Origin of the sequence: Pelobium manganitolerans, from assembly GCF_003609575.1 — a bacterium.
GTDB classification, from domain to species: Bacteria; Bacteroidota; Bacteroidia; order Sphingobacteriales; family Sphingobacteriaceae; genus Pseudopedobacter; species Pseudopedobacter manganitolerans.
On record NZ_MBTA01000023.1, the window covers coordinates 101,569 to 114,292 of the forward strand.

General features: G+C 41.5%; 19 protein-coding genes. 17 read left to right on the forward strand and 2 right to left on the reverse strand.

The genetic code is table 11. From position 1 onward, the window contains the following. The first annotated feature begins 1 nt into the window (after nucleotide 1). From BCY91_RS09055 to BCY91_RS09135, 17 genes are all read left to right on the forward strand, one after another. Complete coding sequence (locus BCY91_RS09055) at nucleotides 2–898, forward strand: sulfite exporter TauE/SafE family protein (protein WP_120181634.1); 897 nt, start codon at nucleotides 2–4, stop codon at nucleotides 896–898. A gap of 166 nt (nucleotides 899–1,064) precedes the next feature. Further along, nucleotides 1,065–1,958 (forward strand): aldo/keto reductase, encoded by an 894-nt coding sequence (locus BCY91_RS09060; RefSeq protein ID WP_120181635.1) that lies wholly within the window; start codon nucleotides 1,065–1,067, stop codon nucleotides 1,956–1,958. A 10-nt stretch (nucleotides 1,959–1,968) separates the two neighbouring features. Then, nucleotides 1,969–2,556 (forward strand): LOG family protein, encoded by a 588-nt coding sequence (locus tag BCY91_RS09065; protein ID WP_120181636.1) that lies wholly within the window; start codon nucleotides 1,969–1,971, stop codon nucleotides 2,554–2,556. 77 nt (nucleotides 2,557–2,633) lie between these two features. Continuing rightward, on the forward strand, nucleotides 2,634–3,449 hold the full coding sequence (locus BCY91_RS09070; RefSeq protein ID WP_120181637.1) for a phosphatase PAP2 family protein: 816 nt from the start codon (nucleotides 2,634–2,636) through the stop codon (nucleotides 3,447–3,449). A gap of 30 nt (nucleotides 3,450–3,479) precedes the next feature. After that, entirely contained in the window at nucleotides 3,480–3,989 is a 510-nt protein-coding gene (locus BCY91_RS09075; protein WP_120181638.1) for a DUF1905 domain-containing protein, read from the forward strand. Beyond that, nucleotides 3,986–4,309 (forward strand): Rieske (2Fe-2S) protein, encoded by a 324-nt coding sequence (locus BCY91_RS09080; protein ID WP_120181639.1) that lies wholly within the window; start codon nucleotides 3,986–3,988, stop codon nucleotides 4,307–4,309. The genes BCY91_RS09075 and BCY91_RS09080 overlap by 4 nt, the downstream gene beginning before the upstream one ends. 71 nt (nucleotides 4,310–4,380) lie before the next feature. After that, the gene (locus BCY91_RS09085) at nucleotides 4,381–4,818 is read left to right on the forward strand and encodes an RrF2 family transcriptional regulator (RefSeq protein ID WP_182995345.1); all 438 of its coding nucleotides are present in this window, start codon (nucleotides 4,381–4,383) and stop codon (nucleotides 4,816–4,818) included. A 52-nt stretch (nucleotides 4,819–4,870) separates the two neighbouring features. Then, nucleotides 4,871–5,161, forward strand: coding sequence for a hypothetical protein (locus tag BCY91_RS09090; protein WP_120181640.1), 291 nt, complete (start codon nucleotides 4,871–4,873; stop codon nucleotides 5,159–5,161). Beyond that, entirely contained in the window at nucleotides 5,145–6,965 is a 1,821-nt protein-coding gene (locus BCY91_RS09095; RefSeq protein WP_120181641.1) for a cbb3-type cytochrome c oxidase subunit I, read from the forward strand. The genes BCY91_RS09090 and BCY91_RS09095 overlap by 17 nt, the downstream gene beginning before the upstream one ends. A gap of 15 nt (nucleotides 6,966–6,980) precedes the next feature. After that, a complete protein-coding gene (locus tag BCY91_RS09100; protein ID WP_120181642.1) occupies nucleotides 6,981–7,991 on the forward strand; it encodes a cbb3-type cytochrome c oxidase subunit II in 1,011 nt (336 codons plus the stop codon). A 1-nt stretch (nucleotide 7,992) separates the two neighbouring features. Continuing rightward, on the forward strand, nucleotides 7,993–8,274 hold the full coding sequence (locus BCY91_RS09105) for a hypothetical protein (protein WP_120181643.1): 282 nt from the start codon (nucleotides 7,993–7,995) through the stop codon (nucleotides 8,272–8,274). Further along, nucleotides 8,274–8,684, forward strand: a complete 411-nt coding sequence (locus tag BCY91_RS09110; protein WP_120181644.1) for a cytochrome C — start codon at nucleotides 8,274–8,276, stop codon at nucleotides 8,682–8,684. The genes BCY91_RS09105 and BCY91_RS09110 overlap by 1 nt, the downstream gene beginning before the upstream one ends. Nucleotides 8,685–8,694: 10 nt before the next feature. Beyond that, on the forward strand, nucleotides 8,695–9,078 hold the full coding sequence (locus BCY91_RS09115) for a group III truncated hemoglobin (RefSeq protein ID WP_120181645.1): 384 nt from the start codon (nucleotides 8,695–8,697) through the stop codon (nucleotides 9,076–9,078). Between the two features lie 9 nt (nucleotides 9,079–9,087). After that, nucleotides 9,088–9,486 (forward strand): group III truncated hemoglobin, encoded by a 399-nt coding sequence (locus BCY91_RS09120; RefSeq protein WP_120181646.1) that lies wholly within the window; start codon nucleotides 9,088–9,090, stop codon nucleotides 9,484–9,486. Nucleotides 9,487–9,523: 37 nt separating this feature from the next. Next, nucleotides 9,524–9,997 carry a hypothetical protein gene (locus tag BCY91_RS09125; protein ID WP_120181647.1) on the forward strand — a complete coding sequence of 158 codons (474 nt, stop codon included), beginning with the start codon at nucleotides 9,524–9,526 and terminating at the stop codon, nucleotides 9,995–9,997. Next, nucleotides 9,997–10,314 (forward strand): 2Fe-2S iron-sulfur cluster-binding protein, encoded by a 318-nt coding sequence (locus BCY91_RS09130; RefSeq protein WP_120181648.1) that lies wholly within the window; start codon nucleotides 9,997–9,999, stop codon nucleotides 10,312–10,314. The genes BCY91_RS09125 and BCY91_RS09130 overlap by 1 nt, the downstream gene beginning before the upstream one ends. A gap of 55 nt (nucleotides 10,315–10,369) precedes the next feature. Next, nucleotides 10,370–11,353: an alpha/beta fold hydrolase gene (locus tag BCY91_RS09135; protein WP_120181649.1), complete on the forward strand. Its 984-nt coding sequence runs from the start codon at nucleotides 10,370–10,372 to the stop codon at nucleotides 11,351–11,353. Here the strand turns inward: BCY91_RS09135 and xth are convergent, their stop codons facing one another. Continuing rightward, nucleotides 11,354–12,130 carry an exodeoxyribonuclease III gene (gene xth / locus BCY91_RS09140; protein WP_120181650.1) on the reverse strand — a complete coding sequence of 259 codons (777 nt, stop codon included), beginning with the start codon at nucleotides 12,128–12,130 and terminating at the stop codon, nucleotides 11,354–11,356. Between the two features lie 147 nt (nucleotides 12,131–12,277). Further along, complete coding sequence (locus tag BCY91_RS09145) at nucleotides 12,278–12,646, reverse strand: nuclear transport factor 2 family protein (protein WP_120181651.1); 369 nt, start codon at nucleotides 12,644–12,646, stop codon at nucleotides 12,278–12,280. Between the last annotated feature and the right edge of the window lie 78 nt (nucleotides 12,647–12,724).

The window sequence follows — 12,724 nt, forward strand, 5'->3', positions numbered from 1 at the left end:
TATGTTCTCTGCCATCAAATCGGCTTTTTACAAGTACGCTGGTCTAATAAATGTTAAGTTTTTCAGTCTTATCGGTATTGTTTTGTTATTGGTAGTTGTAACACAGTTATACGGCGCCGATAAGATTTTAGATTTTCTGCATCAACATGTAGATGAAACTTTTTTCCTGATGTTGGCCATCGGTTTTATAGCGCAAATGGTTGACGGGGCTTTAGGGATGGGTTACGGGGTAATGTCTACCACTTTACTACTTTCGGCGGGGTTAAACCCCGCCGTTATTTCGGGAAGTATCCACACCGCCGAAATGTTTTCCAGCGCCGCCTCTGGCTTTAGCCACTACAAATTTGGTAATGTAAATAAAAAGCTTTTTAAAGTTTTGCTTGTTCCGGGCATTATTGGCGCGGTTGCCGGTGCGGTATTACTGGGTTCCATTGGCGATGAGTATGTTGCCTATGTAAAACCCCTTATTGCAACTTACACGTTCTTTTTGGGCCTTCGCATTTTATCTAAAGCGTTTAAAAAAAATCGCGTTAGCGAAAAAATAAAAAATGCGGGATGGCTGGCGGGTTTCGGGGGCTTTATGGATTCTTTTGGTGGCGGCGGCTGGGGACCAATTGTTACCAGTTCTTTGGTGGCCAAAGGAAAAACGCCCAAATATGTCATCGGATCTGTAAGTTTAACCGAGTTTTTTGTGACTTTGGCCAGTGCTTTAACGTTCTTTATCATTTTAGGTTTAAGTCACATCGGCACCATCATTGGCCTTATTTTAGGCGGTATAATAGCCGCTCCATTTGCCGCGCGCCTTTCTGGAAAGCTGCCACTCAAAAAAATGCTGGTTGCTGTGGGTGTGTTAGTTTTAATCTCGAGCCTTAGGATTTTATGGCACTCATTTTTTTGAAGTTGCACTTGCTGTACGCATTGTAAATACGGTGATTATTTTGGCGCGGATGTTTTAAGAGGCTAAAAAATTAGGAGAAGTGCTCCGAATTCTCTTAAATTTAAATCGGATAAAAAGACAGGTCGGATCAGACGGAAATCACTTTATCCGCCAAAAAAATAAATACATGAAACATACCTATTTAAGTGATGCAGGACCAAAAGTTTCTGCTGCCGTTTATGGTTTTTACCGCTGGAACGATGTAGAGCAGGATTTGGCGAAGCAAATGGAAGATATTTTTAACTATTGCATGGAGCTGGGCATAAACACCTTTGACCATGCCGATATTTATGGCAATTACCAATGCGAAGAGGTTTTTGGAAAAGTTTTAAAAAACAGCGCCGTAAAACGTGAAGATGTTGTGCTGTTTACCAAATGCGGTTTGTGCGAACCCCATCCATCAAAACCAGAAATAAAAACACGTTACCTGGATAATTCTGCCAAGCATATTAACGAGTGCCTGCATCAATCTTTAAGAAAATTGCAGACAGATTATGTGGATGTTTTTCTGCTGAATAATTTAGACCCGACGGCCGATTTGGAAGAAACCGCGGCAGAATTATATCGCTTAAAGCAAGAAGGTAAAATTAGAGCTGTAGGTTTAAGTAATTTTAGCGTGTTTCAGCACCAGCTGTTAAGCAGTTATTTGAAGTTGCCAATTGTAACCAATCATGTAGAGTTAAATTTGCTGAATACCAGCGCGCTAGAAAACGGGCAGATTGACTACATGAAACAAAAATACATGAAACCATTTGCCTTAGCGCCTTTGGCAGAAGGCAGGATAGCAATGGGAATGGATTTAATTGAGGTGGTGATGCGCGAAAAACTGGATCAACTGGCCGAAAAATACCACACCAACTTAGAGTCTATAGCGATAGCGTGGCTGTTAAAATTAGGCGCCCTGCCTTTGATAGGTACACGTAATAAAGGCCGCATCAAAAATATTGTAAGTGCTTTTGACATCGAGTTGGATAGGCAAGACTGGCACAACTTGTACAATAGCACCCGTATTTTGAAGTAGCTATTTATTTATGCTAAAATTTGTATGCGTTTACTGTGGCGCAAATTTTAACGGCGATGCTGGCTTAGAAGCTGTGGTGGAAGATTTGGCAACGCAGATGGTAGCCAAAAACATTAGTTTGGTGTTTGGCGGCGGAAGCATAGGCTTAATGGGAATCATTGCCGATGCGGTTTTAAGCAGAGGCGGAGAGGCCATTGGCGTAATTCCACAGTTTTTGCTGGAGAAAGAAGTGGGCCATAAAGGGCTTACACAAATGATAGTAACCGAAAACATGCATCAGCGTAAGCAAAAAATGGCCGACATTGCTGATGCGTTTTTAATATTGCCGGGCGGTTTTGGTACGCTTGAAGAATTTTTTGAAGTGCTTACTTGGCTGCAGTTGGGCCTGCATCAGAAACCTATTGCCGTATTAAACTATAAGGGTTTTTATGATTTTTTATTTAAGCAACTGGATGTAATGGTAGAACAGAAATTTCTGAAAGCCACCAACCGTGATTTGGTAATTAATGCCAGCGATGCCCTAAGCGTGTTAGAACAGCTAGAATGTTTTTCTGTACAGGCCGATGAAGTATGGTTTAGGGACCGAAACCTAAGCTAAATTGCTTTTCAAGCTGGCCGAAGGCTTTAATTTAAAATTGGCAAAAGAATTGATTTGCGAGCGGTATAAATCATTTTATGAAAAATACTACGCTAATCATTTTATCCGCATTGTTAATTTCTTGTGGCGGTGCATCTGCGCAAAGCCAATCGCCTTACGAAACCAGTTTTAAATACGATGGGCCTGCAATAGCCGCGGGCATTGGTTTAAGCTATTTGGGCTTAACGCTCATCAAAAATAAAGACGCTTTAACTGCCGCCGAGGTGGCAAGCAAATCCAAAGATGATGTCTTTTTTATCGATCGCTTTGCTACCGGAAATTATTCGGAACAGGCCGATAAAGATAGCTATATCCCTTTTTATGGCTCTTTTGCAGTAGCGCCAATTGTAGCTTTGTTAGATAAAGACCAGCGGAGCCACTTTGGGCAAATATCGGTGATGTTTGTAGAAACCATGTCGGCAGCAGCGGCATCTTTTACATTGGCCGCTGGTTTAGTGCAACGTAGCCGACCTTTAGTTTATAACACCAATGTACCGTTAGAGCTTCGGCAAGATAAAGACGAGCAACGATCATTTTTTGCCGGCCATACCGCCGCCACTGCCGCCGCCACGTTTTTTGCAGCTAAAGTATATTCTGATTTTCATCCGGACTCAAAACTAAAACCTTATATCTGGACCGCCGCTGCCATAATTCCGGCCAGTGTGGGTTATTTGCGCTTAAAAGGCGGTAAGCATTTTTTAACAGATAATCTTCTGGGTTTTGGTGTTGGTGCAGCTTGTGGTATTCTGGTTCCCCAACTACATAAAAAAGGTAACAAAAGTAATCTTTCTATTAGTCCGGTGGTGGGTTATAACTACCAAGGCATGGGCTTAAACTACAAATTCAAGAAGTAAATTTTTCGGGCTATTTTTTTATCTTTCGGGATGATTTGCCCAAACCTTGAGATAGAGAAATTTGCGGATAAAGGGGAGAAAACCAGCTGGACTTATCTTTTTATCTCGCAAGAAATTGCACATCAATTAAAGCCAAACTACCGCAAAAGTTTTCGTGTTTGCGGCAGAATAGACGATTTTTCTTTTGGCGGAATGGCCTTAGTGCCAATGGGCGAGGGCAATTACATTTTACCCCTAAAGAAGAGCATTTTAAAGGCTATAAAAAAACAAAAAGGCGAGCGCGTGCTATTACAAATTGAGGAGGATGTAAACTATCAGCTTGTTATACCGGATGAGCTTCGCATCTGCCTAAGCGATAGCGCTAAAGCGGAAAGTGAGTTTTTTAACCGGCGCGAATCTGAACAACGCTATTTTGTGAACTGGATAAACACTGCAAAAACTGATGCTACCAAAGCCAAGCGTATTGCCCAATTAATCCAGGCCATGGAACTAAAGTTTGATTTTGGCCAGATGATAAGATACAACCGCCAGAAGAAATGAAGTGGATTTCTATTGAGCTGACTTCCTTAAACAGCAACGAAGTGCAAACCATTTATATAAATGGTAAAAAACTGTTGTTAGTTAGTAAAGAAGAAAGTTTTTTCGTTTTTGCTAGCAAATGCCCACACGCCGGTGCCGATTTAAGCAATGCTTGGTGCAAAGGCGATTTTTTAGTTTGCCCGGTGCACCGCTACCAGTACCAACTTTTAAACGGAAGAGGTGCGCCAGGGCAAGGTGATTACCTTAAAAATTACCCTACAAAAATAGAAAACGGAAAATTGTGGATTGGATTCAAAAAGCCATGGTTTCGGTTTTGGTAAGCACATCAAAAAATAAAAGATAAAAAACTCTTTTATTATTAGATTTCGGATTATCTTTGCATAACAAATAAATGAGCATTTTTTCTAAAACCTGCGAATACGCAATCAGAGCAGTTTTTTTTATCGCACACCGTACCGAGAGCGGTGATAGGGTAGGTATTAAGGAAATTGCCACCGGAATTAGCTCTCCCGAACATTTTTTAGCCAAAATTTTGCAGGATTTAAGTCGCCGGGGAATTGTAAAATCGGCGAAAGGGCCCAACGGAGGTTTTTATATGGACGAGCAGACCCTTAGACGCCCTTTGGTGGATGTAGTGGAGGCGGTAGACGGAAACGGTTTGTTTGTGGGTTGCGGTTTGGGTTTGGTGTCCTGTTCAGAAAAAAAACCTTGCCCTCTGCATGCAGAGTTTGCGGTAATCCGTAAAAACATACACCAAATGTTGGTGAAAACCAGTATCGGTGATTTTACCGAAGATTTAAACTTGGGAATCACCAATCTTAAAAAGTAAACTATTTTTGAATAATAAAGGATAATAAGGTCTTAATATTTTATAAATACAAATGATAAATATTTTGCAAACCGCCACACAGGCAAACATAGGCCAGAGTGCCGCCAAAATCTCATCAAACGATCTTCAAATCATTATTAACGTGTTAATTGTGGTTGCGGTAATCGGATTGGCTTTATTGCTGTGGAGCTTAAACTCCAGTTTAAATTTACTGAGAGAAAGCGGTAAAAAAGCGCCAAAAGGGAAGTGGCTAAATACCAATCTGCATAGTTTAAATGCAGATGAATTAAACATCTTAATTACAAAACTTAACAAAACACACAAAAATGAAGAGCAGGCTTAATGCACGCAGTTGGCGTTCCGCGGTTGTTTTTTTGTTGCTGTTGTTGGCAAGCAGCAGTGCAATGGCACAAAAGCAGGATGCAGGAGACGTAATATCTAACCCCGGTGTAATTATCACCATCGTACTTATTTTAATCCCTTTGCTAATAGCAGTTTATTTAGTAACTGTTAAGGTACGCGCTTTAGTTGCTAAAATAAAAATACGAGAAGCTAGCGCACAGAAGAACGCTGTGCTAGAAGAGTTGAAAAGCGCTGATGCAGATCAACTTTCGGCTATTTTAGCACAAAGAGAAAAAGCTGTCAGTTATAAACTAAGCAACCATGAGTTGGCAGGCACCTTGCCTCCAGAAGATAAAAAAGGCCTAATCAACCAGCCTAATCAGGTAAACATTCGGTTTGTGCCAGCTAAAAAACGTTCTGCTAAAAGACCACAGGTAAATCCGGCTTTAGCCAAAATGATTATTTGGTACTTGGGCGCTGCTACGCTGTGGTTGGTGCTAGGTACATCAATAGGCGAATATCTAGGGATAAAATTTGTGTCGCCAGATGTGGACCATGTAAGCTGGCTCAGCTTTGGACGCTTAAGACCTGTACACACCAATATGGTTTTTTGGGGCTGGAGCTCACTTGCCATGATCGGTTTGGGTTATTATGTGGTGTACACGGTAAGTAATACGGCAGTAAAATCGTTAAGCTGGGCCTGGGCAAGTTTCTGGCTAATTAATGCATCGGTGTTTTTTGGAACTATTTCTTTAATGGCGGGTGTTAATAACGGCGGGGGCGAATACCGCGAATACATTTGGCCTATCATGCTCTTATTTGGCATTGGGCTGGCCATTACTTTGGGTAATTATCTCACCATTATCGCCAAAAGAAAACCGAAAGAAATTTATGTGTCTAATTGGTACATCGTTTCGGCAGCAATTTTCACCATCGTAATTAGTTTGGTAGGTTATCTTCCGTTTTGGCAAAACGGCCTTGGCGAAACCATTGCCCAAGGTTATTATATGCACCAGGGCGTGGGCATGTGGTTTATGCTTTTTGTGCTGGGCTTGGTATATTACTTTTTACCTCAGCAACTAAACACGCCTATTTACTCTTACAGTTTAGGGATTTTAGCCTTTTGGTCGCAAATTTTGTTTTACACGGTAATTGGTACGCACCATTTTATCTTTAGCGCTATTCCTTGGTGGTTGCAAACTACAGCAATTGTGGGCAGTATGGGAATGCTGATACCGGTTGCGGCAGGCACTACCAACTTTTTAATGACCATGCGTGGCAATTTCCATAAATTAGGTACAAGCTACACGCTTCCTTTTTATCTGGTAGGTATTGTGTTCTACTTCACGGGCTCTTTTCAGGGTACTGCCGAAGCTTTCCGTACGGCCAATCTGTATTGGCACTTTACAGATTTTACCGTGGCACACTCGCATTTAACTATGTATGGCATTATCGCGTTTTTTCTTTGGGCCTTTGTTTACACTTTGGTGCCACGCTTAACCGGCAAAGAACCCTTGCATGCTTTGGTAGGTGCCCATTTTTGGATGGCTTTAATAGGGATGATGTTTTATACCGTTCCGCTGATGATTGGAAGTACTATAAGAGGCGTTGAGTGGATGGAAGGCAAGCCTTTTATTGATACGGTGGCTAACATGGCGCCATACTGGGTTTGGAGAGCAATTGGCGGTTCTTTAATGTGGGGTTCGCATCTGGTGTTTGCGTATAATTTATATTCGATGACACGTGGCGGAGGCATCGCCAACCAGCAAGCTTTGGTTTTTGAACAATTAAAAAAAGAGGATTAATTCTCAGGAAACAACATGGAAATCTATAACAATCATAAACGTCTTTACATTGCGGCATTGTTGCTGTTTTTAGCATTAACCTTGTACGCGGCGTTAATACCGGCTTACAAAGCGCAAAACGACAATGCACCTTTGCCTAACAGCAAGCCCTTATCAGAACAAGAAGCTTTAGGAAAAGCAGTGTTTGTAAAAGAGGGTTGTGTAGCCTGCCATACGCAGCAGGTCCGTAACGTAGAGATGGATAAATTTTGGGGCGAACGACCAAGTGTAGCATCAGATTACGCGCGCAACAAGCGTCCGGATATTTGGCGCAACACCGCTAACTTAATGGGTTCTGAACGTACCGGTCCCGATTTGACCAATATCGGGAAAAGGCAACCGGGGAAAGAGTGGCATTTGATCCACTTATTTCAGCCACGGTCTGTGGTGGCGCAATCTATTATGCCGGCTTACCCTTGGCTGTTCGAGATTAAAGAAAGAGCGGCCGCGGCCGATGTAACCGTGCAAGTGCCAGAAGAGTACCGCAAAAACATAAAAGGCGATATTGTTGCTACCGAGGATGCTTTAAACTTGGTGGCCTATCTGCAGTCTTTAAAACAAGTGAGCTTGCCTGATGGCCGTCCGGTTCCCAAATTCTTGTACCCAAAACAATCAACACCAGATTTGAAAGGTATGGGCACACAAACAGAAGATGCCGGTTTAGATGGTGCCAGTTTATATGCAGCAAATTGCCAAGCTTGTCACCAACAAAATGGCGAGGGCTTGCCAGGCGCGTTCCCAGCATTGAAAGGTAGCTCCATTGTAACAGATGCAGACCCCAAAGCTTTAATTACCGTAATTATGAAGGGCTATAACGGCAGAGTAAAAGAAGGTTTTGCAGAGATGCCACCCATCGGTGTAAACAACAATTTAAAACCCGAGGAAATTACCGCCATCATTAACCACGAACGTACCAGCTGGGGCAACAACGCCAGCAAAGTTACCGTTGATGAAGTTAAAGCAGTGTTAGCAGAAATTGGAAAGTAAAATGAAACAACTAAATATATTCAAAACCAGCTTGGCGGTTATTTACTTGTTGCTGGCAGAAGCGGTTGCCCAAGCCTGTGAAGTTTGCAACCAAAACCAACCGAAAATACTCCGTGGCATTACGCACGGTGGCGGTCCGCAAAGCAATTGGGATTATTTTGTGGTTATTGCCATGGTAATTATTACCGTTTATACCTTATACGCAACCATCCGTTGTTTTTTAAAACCACAGCACGAGGGTAAGTACAACAACATTAAAAACGCTATTTTAAACCAACAATAATGAAAAGTCAAAACGAAGTCGCTTTATTTATTGATGATGATATTCAGTCAATCGGGGTTTTTCCAACGCCGGTGTCATTTGAGTTAGATACCACCAAATTAACCGACGGCGAACATATTTTAAAAATTGTGAGCAAAGATCATACGGGCAAAGAGGGGATCAAACTGGTGCCGTTCACCGTTCGTAACGGACCGGCCATTGCCATAGAAGGCTTAAAGAAGAATGAAGTTGTCGATGGCGTTGTGCCATTAATGATTAATTCTTACGGAAAAGGAAATCAAACATCTTTTATTTTGCACGGTAGCGAAACACCGCACAGCATCCCAATATGGATTGTTATTCTTATTATTTTATTTATTGGCTGGGCAGCGTTTTTCCATATCACGTCAAGTGCCGTCTCTTTATTTTAAATTTAACGCTATGAAAGACATTGAAGGATTAGACGACATTAAGCTTTTTGTAGACGAATTTTACCAAAAAGTGCGTGATGATGATTTTATAGGTCCTATATTTATGAATGCCATAGCAGACTGGGGACCACATTTACAAAAAATGTATGCCTTTTGGAATGCCGCGCTTTTTGGCGTGCCGGGTTTTAGAGGAAACCCTTTTGCCAAACACGCACCTTTAGGCATACAGCCACCGCATTTTGATAGATGGTTACAGCTTTTTGATGAAACCATCAACCACAATTTTGAAGGGATTATGGCCGAAGACGCAAAAAACAGAGCGCAAATGATGGCGGTAATGTTTATGAAACGTTTGGCCGCTTTGGGTGGCGATGCACATAAAGTAGTTTATTAAGTGAACACGATGACATCTTCCGAGAAAAGAGAAATAACGAGCGTTGCGGATATTGAACTTTTGGTATATACTTTTTATGATAAAGTACGTGCTGATGCGCTGTTGTTCCCTATTTTTGATCCGGTAATTAAAAACAACTGGCCTGCGCATTTGCAAAAAATGGTGCGTTTTTGGTCCACGCTATTACTGTATACACGCGAGTATAAAGATGATCCCTTAACCAGCCACATGCCTTTGCCGTTAGCTAAGGAACATTTTGAGCGTTGGCTTGCGCTGTTTCACCAAACTTTAGATGACCTTTTTATAGGCGAAATTGCAGAGAATGCAAAAAAACGGGCTTTTAGTATTGCCCGTATTATGAAAGCGGTAAAAGGTATCGAAACAAAAGAGAATAGTGCCGCGCACTAAAAATGGCGATATTTGATTTAGGTTAAATGCAAGAGCGATGTTAAATTCTGAGAATTCCTATATCAAAAGGTTATCTGAAGATCATCGTCTGGAGATGGCTTTTTGTAGGCATATAGAAGAGGGGGTTCTGTTAAATATCTCGCTAGAGCGGATACGGGATTATATCCGGTATTTTTGGGACGCCCATTTAAAAGATCATTTTGATGAAGAAGAGATGGTTCTGCTAAACTTGGAAGATGATTTTTCGAAAAAAGCCGTAGCAGATCATCAGTTAATAAAAGCGGAATTGGAGAAAATTGTTTCTGGCAAACATATAGCACTGCATCATTTTTCTGAACTGGCTTTGCTGTTACGGCAACACATTAACTTTGAAGAGCGTGTACTGTTTCCAAGTTTGGTATTGGGTTTAAGTACCGCGCAGTTGGATGCTATTGTTTCCGCTAAACAAGGGCACACACCTAGCAATTTTGTAGATAACTATCCCGATAAATTTTGGATTCCGGCTTTGTAATGCAAGGCAACATAACTTTTGAACTTATTTACGAGGGCGAAAGCCATACAGTTAGCGTCCGCCGTAACGAGTACGTTAATCTAATGATGCTCATTTACGACCAGTTTGCCGATGAAGAATTTGGCGACTGCAGGGGTATGGGTAAATGCGGGACTTGCATGGTTCAGGTTTTAAATCAGCAACAACCTTTATCAGATTACGGAAGAAACGAAACCGTAACCTTGGCCAAAATGAACGCTTCAAATGCTGGCGTAAGGTTATCCTGCCAATTGCTTATAGACGAGAGGTTAAACGGCTTGCGAATTAGAGTTATTTAACCACTATCGCCATCTTGGCTGGTACTGTTTTGTGAAAAAAGCCAATATTTACGTTATGAAAACTTTCCTTTTATCCGCGCTTATTTGTGCCACTCAGCTTTTTGCTTTTGCCCAAAAAGATACTTTATCCATTACTTTAGAAAACGTAGATTACGCTTATCCGGTCCAATATTTCGCTCTAAAAGTTGAAAATCAGGATGTGCGGATGGCCTATATGGACGTAAAGCCCAAAGTTGAGGCTAACGGGAAAGCAGTTGTCTTGCTCCACGGAAAAAACTTTGGTGGCTACTACTGGGGCAATGTTATTGAAGCTTTAACGGAAAAAGGTTATCGAGTAATTGTTCTGGATCAGATAGGTTTCGGAAAATCTAGCAAGCCCATTATCCATTATAGTTTTCATGAAATGGCCAAGCAAACTAAAATGTTATTAGATAGCTTGAGCGTAGATAAAGTAAACGTCTTAGGGCATTCTATGGGTGGGATGTTGGCTACACGCTTTGCTTTGATGTTTCCCGAGCGAACAAGCAGTTTGATCTTGGAAGATGCCATCGGCTTAGAAGATTACCGGACTTTTGTGCCCTACCAAAGTGCAGCCGAAAATTATCAATCGGAACTGAAAAAATCTGCGGAGAGCATTAAATCTTATTATCAAAATTCTTATTTCCCAGAGTGGCGCGCCGATTATGACTATTTAGTTGATATTGCTGCCGGCGTAATCCCGAGTGCAGATTATCCGCGATGGGCAATGGTTTCGGCGCTTACATCAGTGATGATATACGAGCAACCCGTGGTGTACGAATTTGAGAATTTAAAGGTGCCCACAACCGTAATGGTAGGTACAAAAGACCACACTATTGTTGGCAAAGCATTACTAAACAAAGCAGAACAAGCCAAACACGGCCTTTATAAAGAGTTGGGTAAAGCTACAGCCAGCAAAATCCCTCATGCAAAACTGGTGGAGTTTGACGGAGTGGGGCACATCCCGCACCTGCAAGTATTCCCTCAATTTATGGAAGAATTTTTAAAAGCGTTACGATAGTTACTGATCGGCTAATGTAATCCATATCGGCGCATGGTCGCTGGTGGCTTTCCAACCACGCACATGCTTGTCAACCTCAAAATGTTGTAAACGTGGCGCAATGTTTTTATTGAGCAAGAAGAAATCTATACGCAAACCCGCATCACGCCCGTAGGCGTTCCTGAAGTAATCCCAAAAAGTATAAATTCGTTTGTCTGGGTGCAAAGTACGCGCGGCATCTGTCCAGCCCTGCGCCACTAAAGTTTTAAAAGCCTCGCGCGTTTCTGGTCTAAAAAGTGCGTTTTCGACGTATTTTTCTGGTTTGTAGGTATCTAGCTCGGTGGGCATCACGTTAAAATCGCCTGCGAAAATAACAGGCAAATCTTTGTTAACTAAACTATCAGCGTGTTCTTGTAAACGTTTCATCCAGCGTAACTTGTAATTAAATTTAGGTCCAGGGAAAGGGTTACCGTTTGGTAAATAAACACAGGCAATTACTACCCCGTTTGTAAAAGCTTCCAAGTACCGGCTGTGCGTAAACTCGTCATCTGTGCCCGGCAAATCGTTGTGTAATTGTTTTATTTCTGTTTTGGATAAAATGGCAACGCCATTCCAGCTTTTTTGCCCGTGCCAAATGGCGTGGTAGCCCGCGTTTTCAATGGCTAATTTGGGGAATTTATGGTTTTCTGCCTTTAACTCTTGCAAGCAAACAACATCAGGATTGGCTTCTTTAAGCCATTTCAATAATACCTCTAACCTTCCGTTTATCCCATTAACATTATAGCTTGCTATCTTCATTTATTTGAGTTCATTAGTTGAAAGTTCATTGGTTTTCGAGTTTATTAGTTGCGAGTTAATTAGTTTCGAATTAATTGGTTCACTAGTTGCAAAAGTTCACTAGGCAAATTCAATCCTTGCTCATTGTTCCTTAATCTTTGGTCTATACTAACTCTTCGCAACTTCCAAATCTGTTTCTGTATGCATGGCACAAAGCCAGTTTCCGCGTATTTCTAGCCAAGTAGAGGTGCAGGCACATTGCATCATTTTGCCGTTATAATCTAGCTCAATTTTATAAGCAATCAAAGCATAGCCTTCTCCGGTGTCAATTTGTTCTTCGGATATTTTACCAACTTTCATTTTACGGTCTTTACCTTGCTCAAACATTTTTTGGTATTCGGGCTGATCAACACTCATGACGCCATTTTTACCGGCAACAATGCATGGGAACCGCGTTAAACTACGTACCGTTTCGTAATCATGTGCGGCCATTGCTTCCCAGTATTTTTTTTCGAGATTTAAAATTTCTTCTTTCATGGTTTCTGATTTTAATTTTTGATGGGTTCTTAACCTTTAAAGTTTTACCAGTTAAGGCTATCATAATTTTATCAATTA

Bases quoted from the DNA above. Each gene is read 5' to 3' on its own strand.
- BCY91_RS09070 (WP_120181637.1), top strand. From the start codon at position 2,634: ATGAAAAATACTACGCTAATCATTTTATCCGCATTGTTAATTTCTTGT.
- BCY91_RS09095 (WP_120181641.1), top strand. From the start codon at position 5,145: ATGAAGAGCAGGCTTAATGCACGCAGTTGGCGTTCCGCGGTTGTTTTT.
- BCY91_RS09085 (WP_182995345.1), top strand. From the start codon at position 4,381: ATGAGCATTTTTTCTAAAACCTGCGAATACGCAATCAGAGCAGTTTTT.
- BCY91_RS09075 (WP_120181638.1), top strand. From the start codon at position 3,480: ATGATTTGCCCAAACCTTGAGATAGAGAAATTTGCGGATAAAGGGGAG.
- BCY91_RS09110 (WP_120181644.1), top strand. From the start codon at position 8,274: ATGAAAAGTCAAAACGAAGTCGCTTTATTTATTGATGATGATATTCAG.
- xth (WP_120181650.1), bottom strand. From the start codon at position 12,130: ATGAAGATAGCAAGCTATAATGTTAATGGGATAAACGGAAGGTTAGAG.
- BCY91_RS09130 (WP_120181648.1), top strand. From the start codon at position 9,997: ATGCAAGGCAACATAACTTTTGAACTTATTTACGAGGGCGAAAGCCAT.
- BCY91_RS09125 (WP_120181647.1), top strand. From the start codon at position 9,524: ATGTTAAATTCTGAGAATTCCTATATCAAAAGGTTATCTGAAGATCAT.
- BCY91_RS09100 (WP_120181642.1), top strand. From the start codon at position 6,981: ATGGAAATCTATAACAATCATAAACGTCTTTACATTGCGGCATTGTTG.
- BCY91_RS09060 (WP_120181635.1), top strand. From the start codon at position 1,065: ATGAAACATACCTATTTAAGTGATGCAGGACCAAAAGTTTCTGCTGCC.
- BCY91_RS09105 (WP_120181643.1), top strand. From the start codon at position 7,993: ATGAAACAACTAAATATATTCAAAACCAGCTTGGCGGTTATTTACTTG.
- BCY91_RS09145 (WP_120181651.1), bottom strand. From the start codon at position 12,646: ATGAAAGAAGAAATTTTAAATCTCGAAAAAAAATACTGGGAAGCAATG.
- BCY91_RS09080 (WP_120181639.1), top strand. From the start codon at position 3,986: ATGAAGTGGATTTCTATTGAGCTGACTTCCTTAAACAGCAACGAAGTG.
- BCY91_RS09090 (WP_120181640.1), top strand. From the start codon at position 4,871: ATGATAAATATTTTGCAAACCGCCACACAGGCAAACATAGGCCAGAGT.
- BCY91_RS09120 (WP_120181646.1), top strand. From the start codon at position 9,088: ATGACATCTTCCGAGAAAAGAGAAATAACGAGCGTTGCGGATATTGAA.
- BCY91_RS09135 (WP_120181649.1), top strand. From the start codon at position 10,370: ATGAAAACTTTCCTTTTATCCGCGCTTATTTGTGCCACTCAGCTTTTT.
- BCY91_RS09065 (WP_120181636.1), top strand. From the start codon at position 1,969: ATGCTAAAATTTGTATGCGTTTACTGTGGCGCAAATTTTAACGGCGAT.
- BCY91_RS09055 (WP_120181634.1), top strand. From the start codon at position 2: ATGTTCTCTGCCATCAAATCGGCTTTTTACAAGTACGCTGGTCTAATA.
- BCY91_RS09115 (WP_120181645.1), top strand. From the start codon at position 8,695: ATGAAAGACATTGAAGGATTAGACGACATTAAGCTTTTTGTAGACGAA.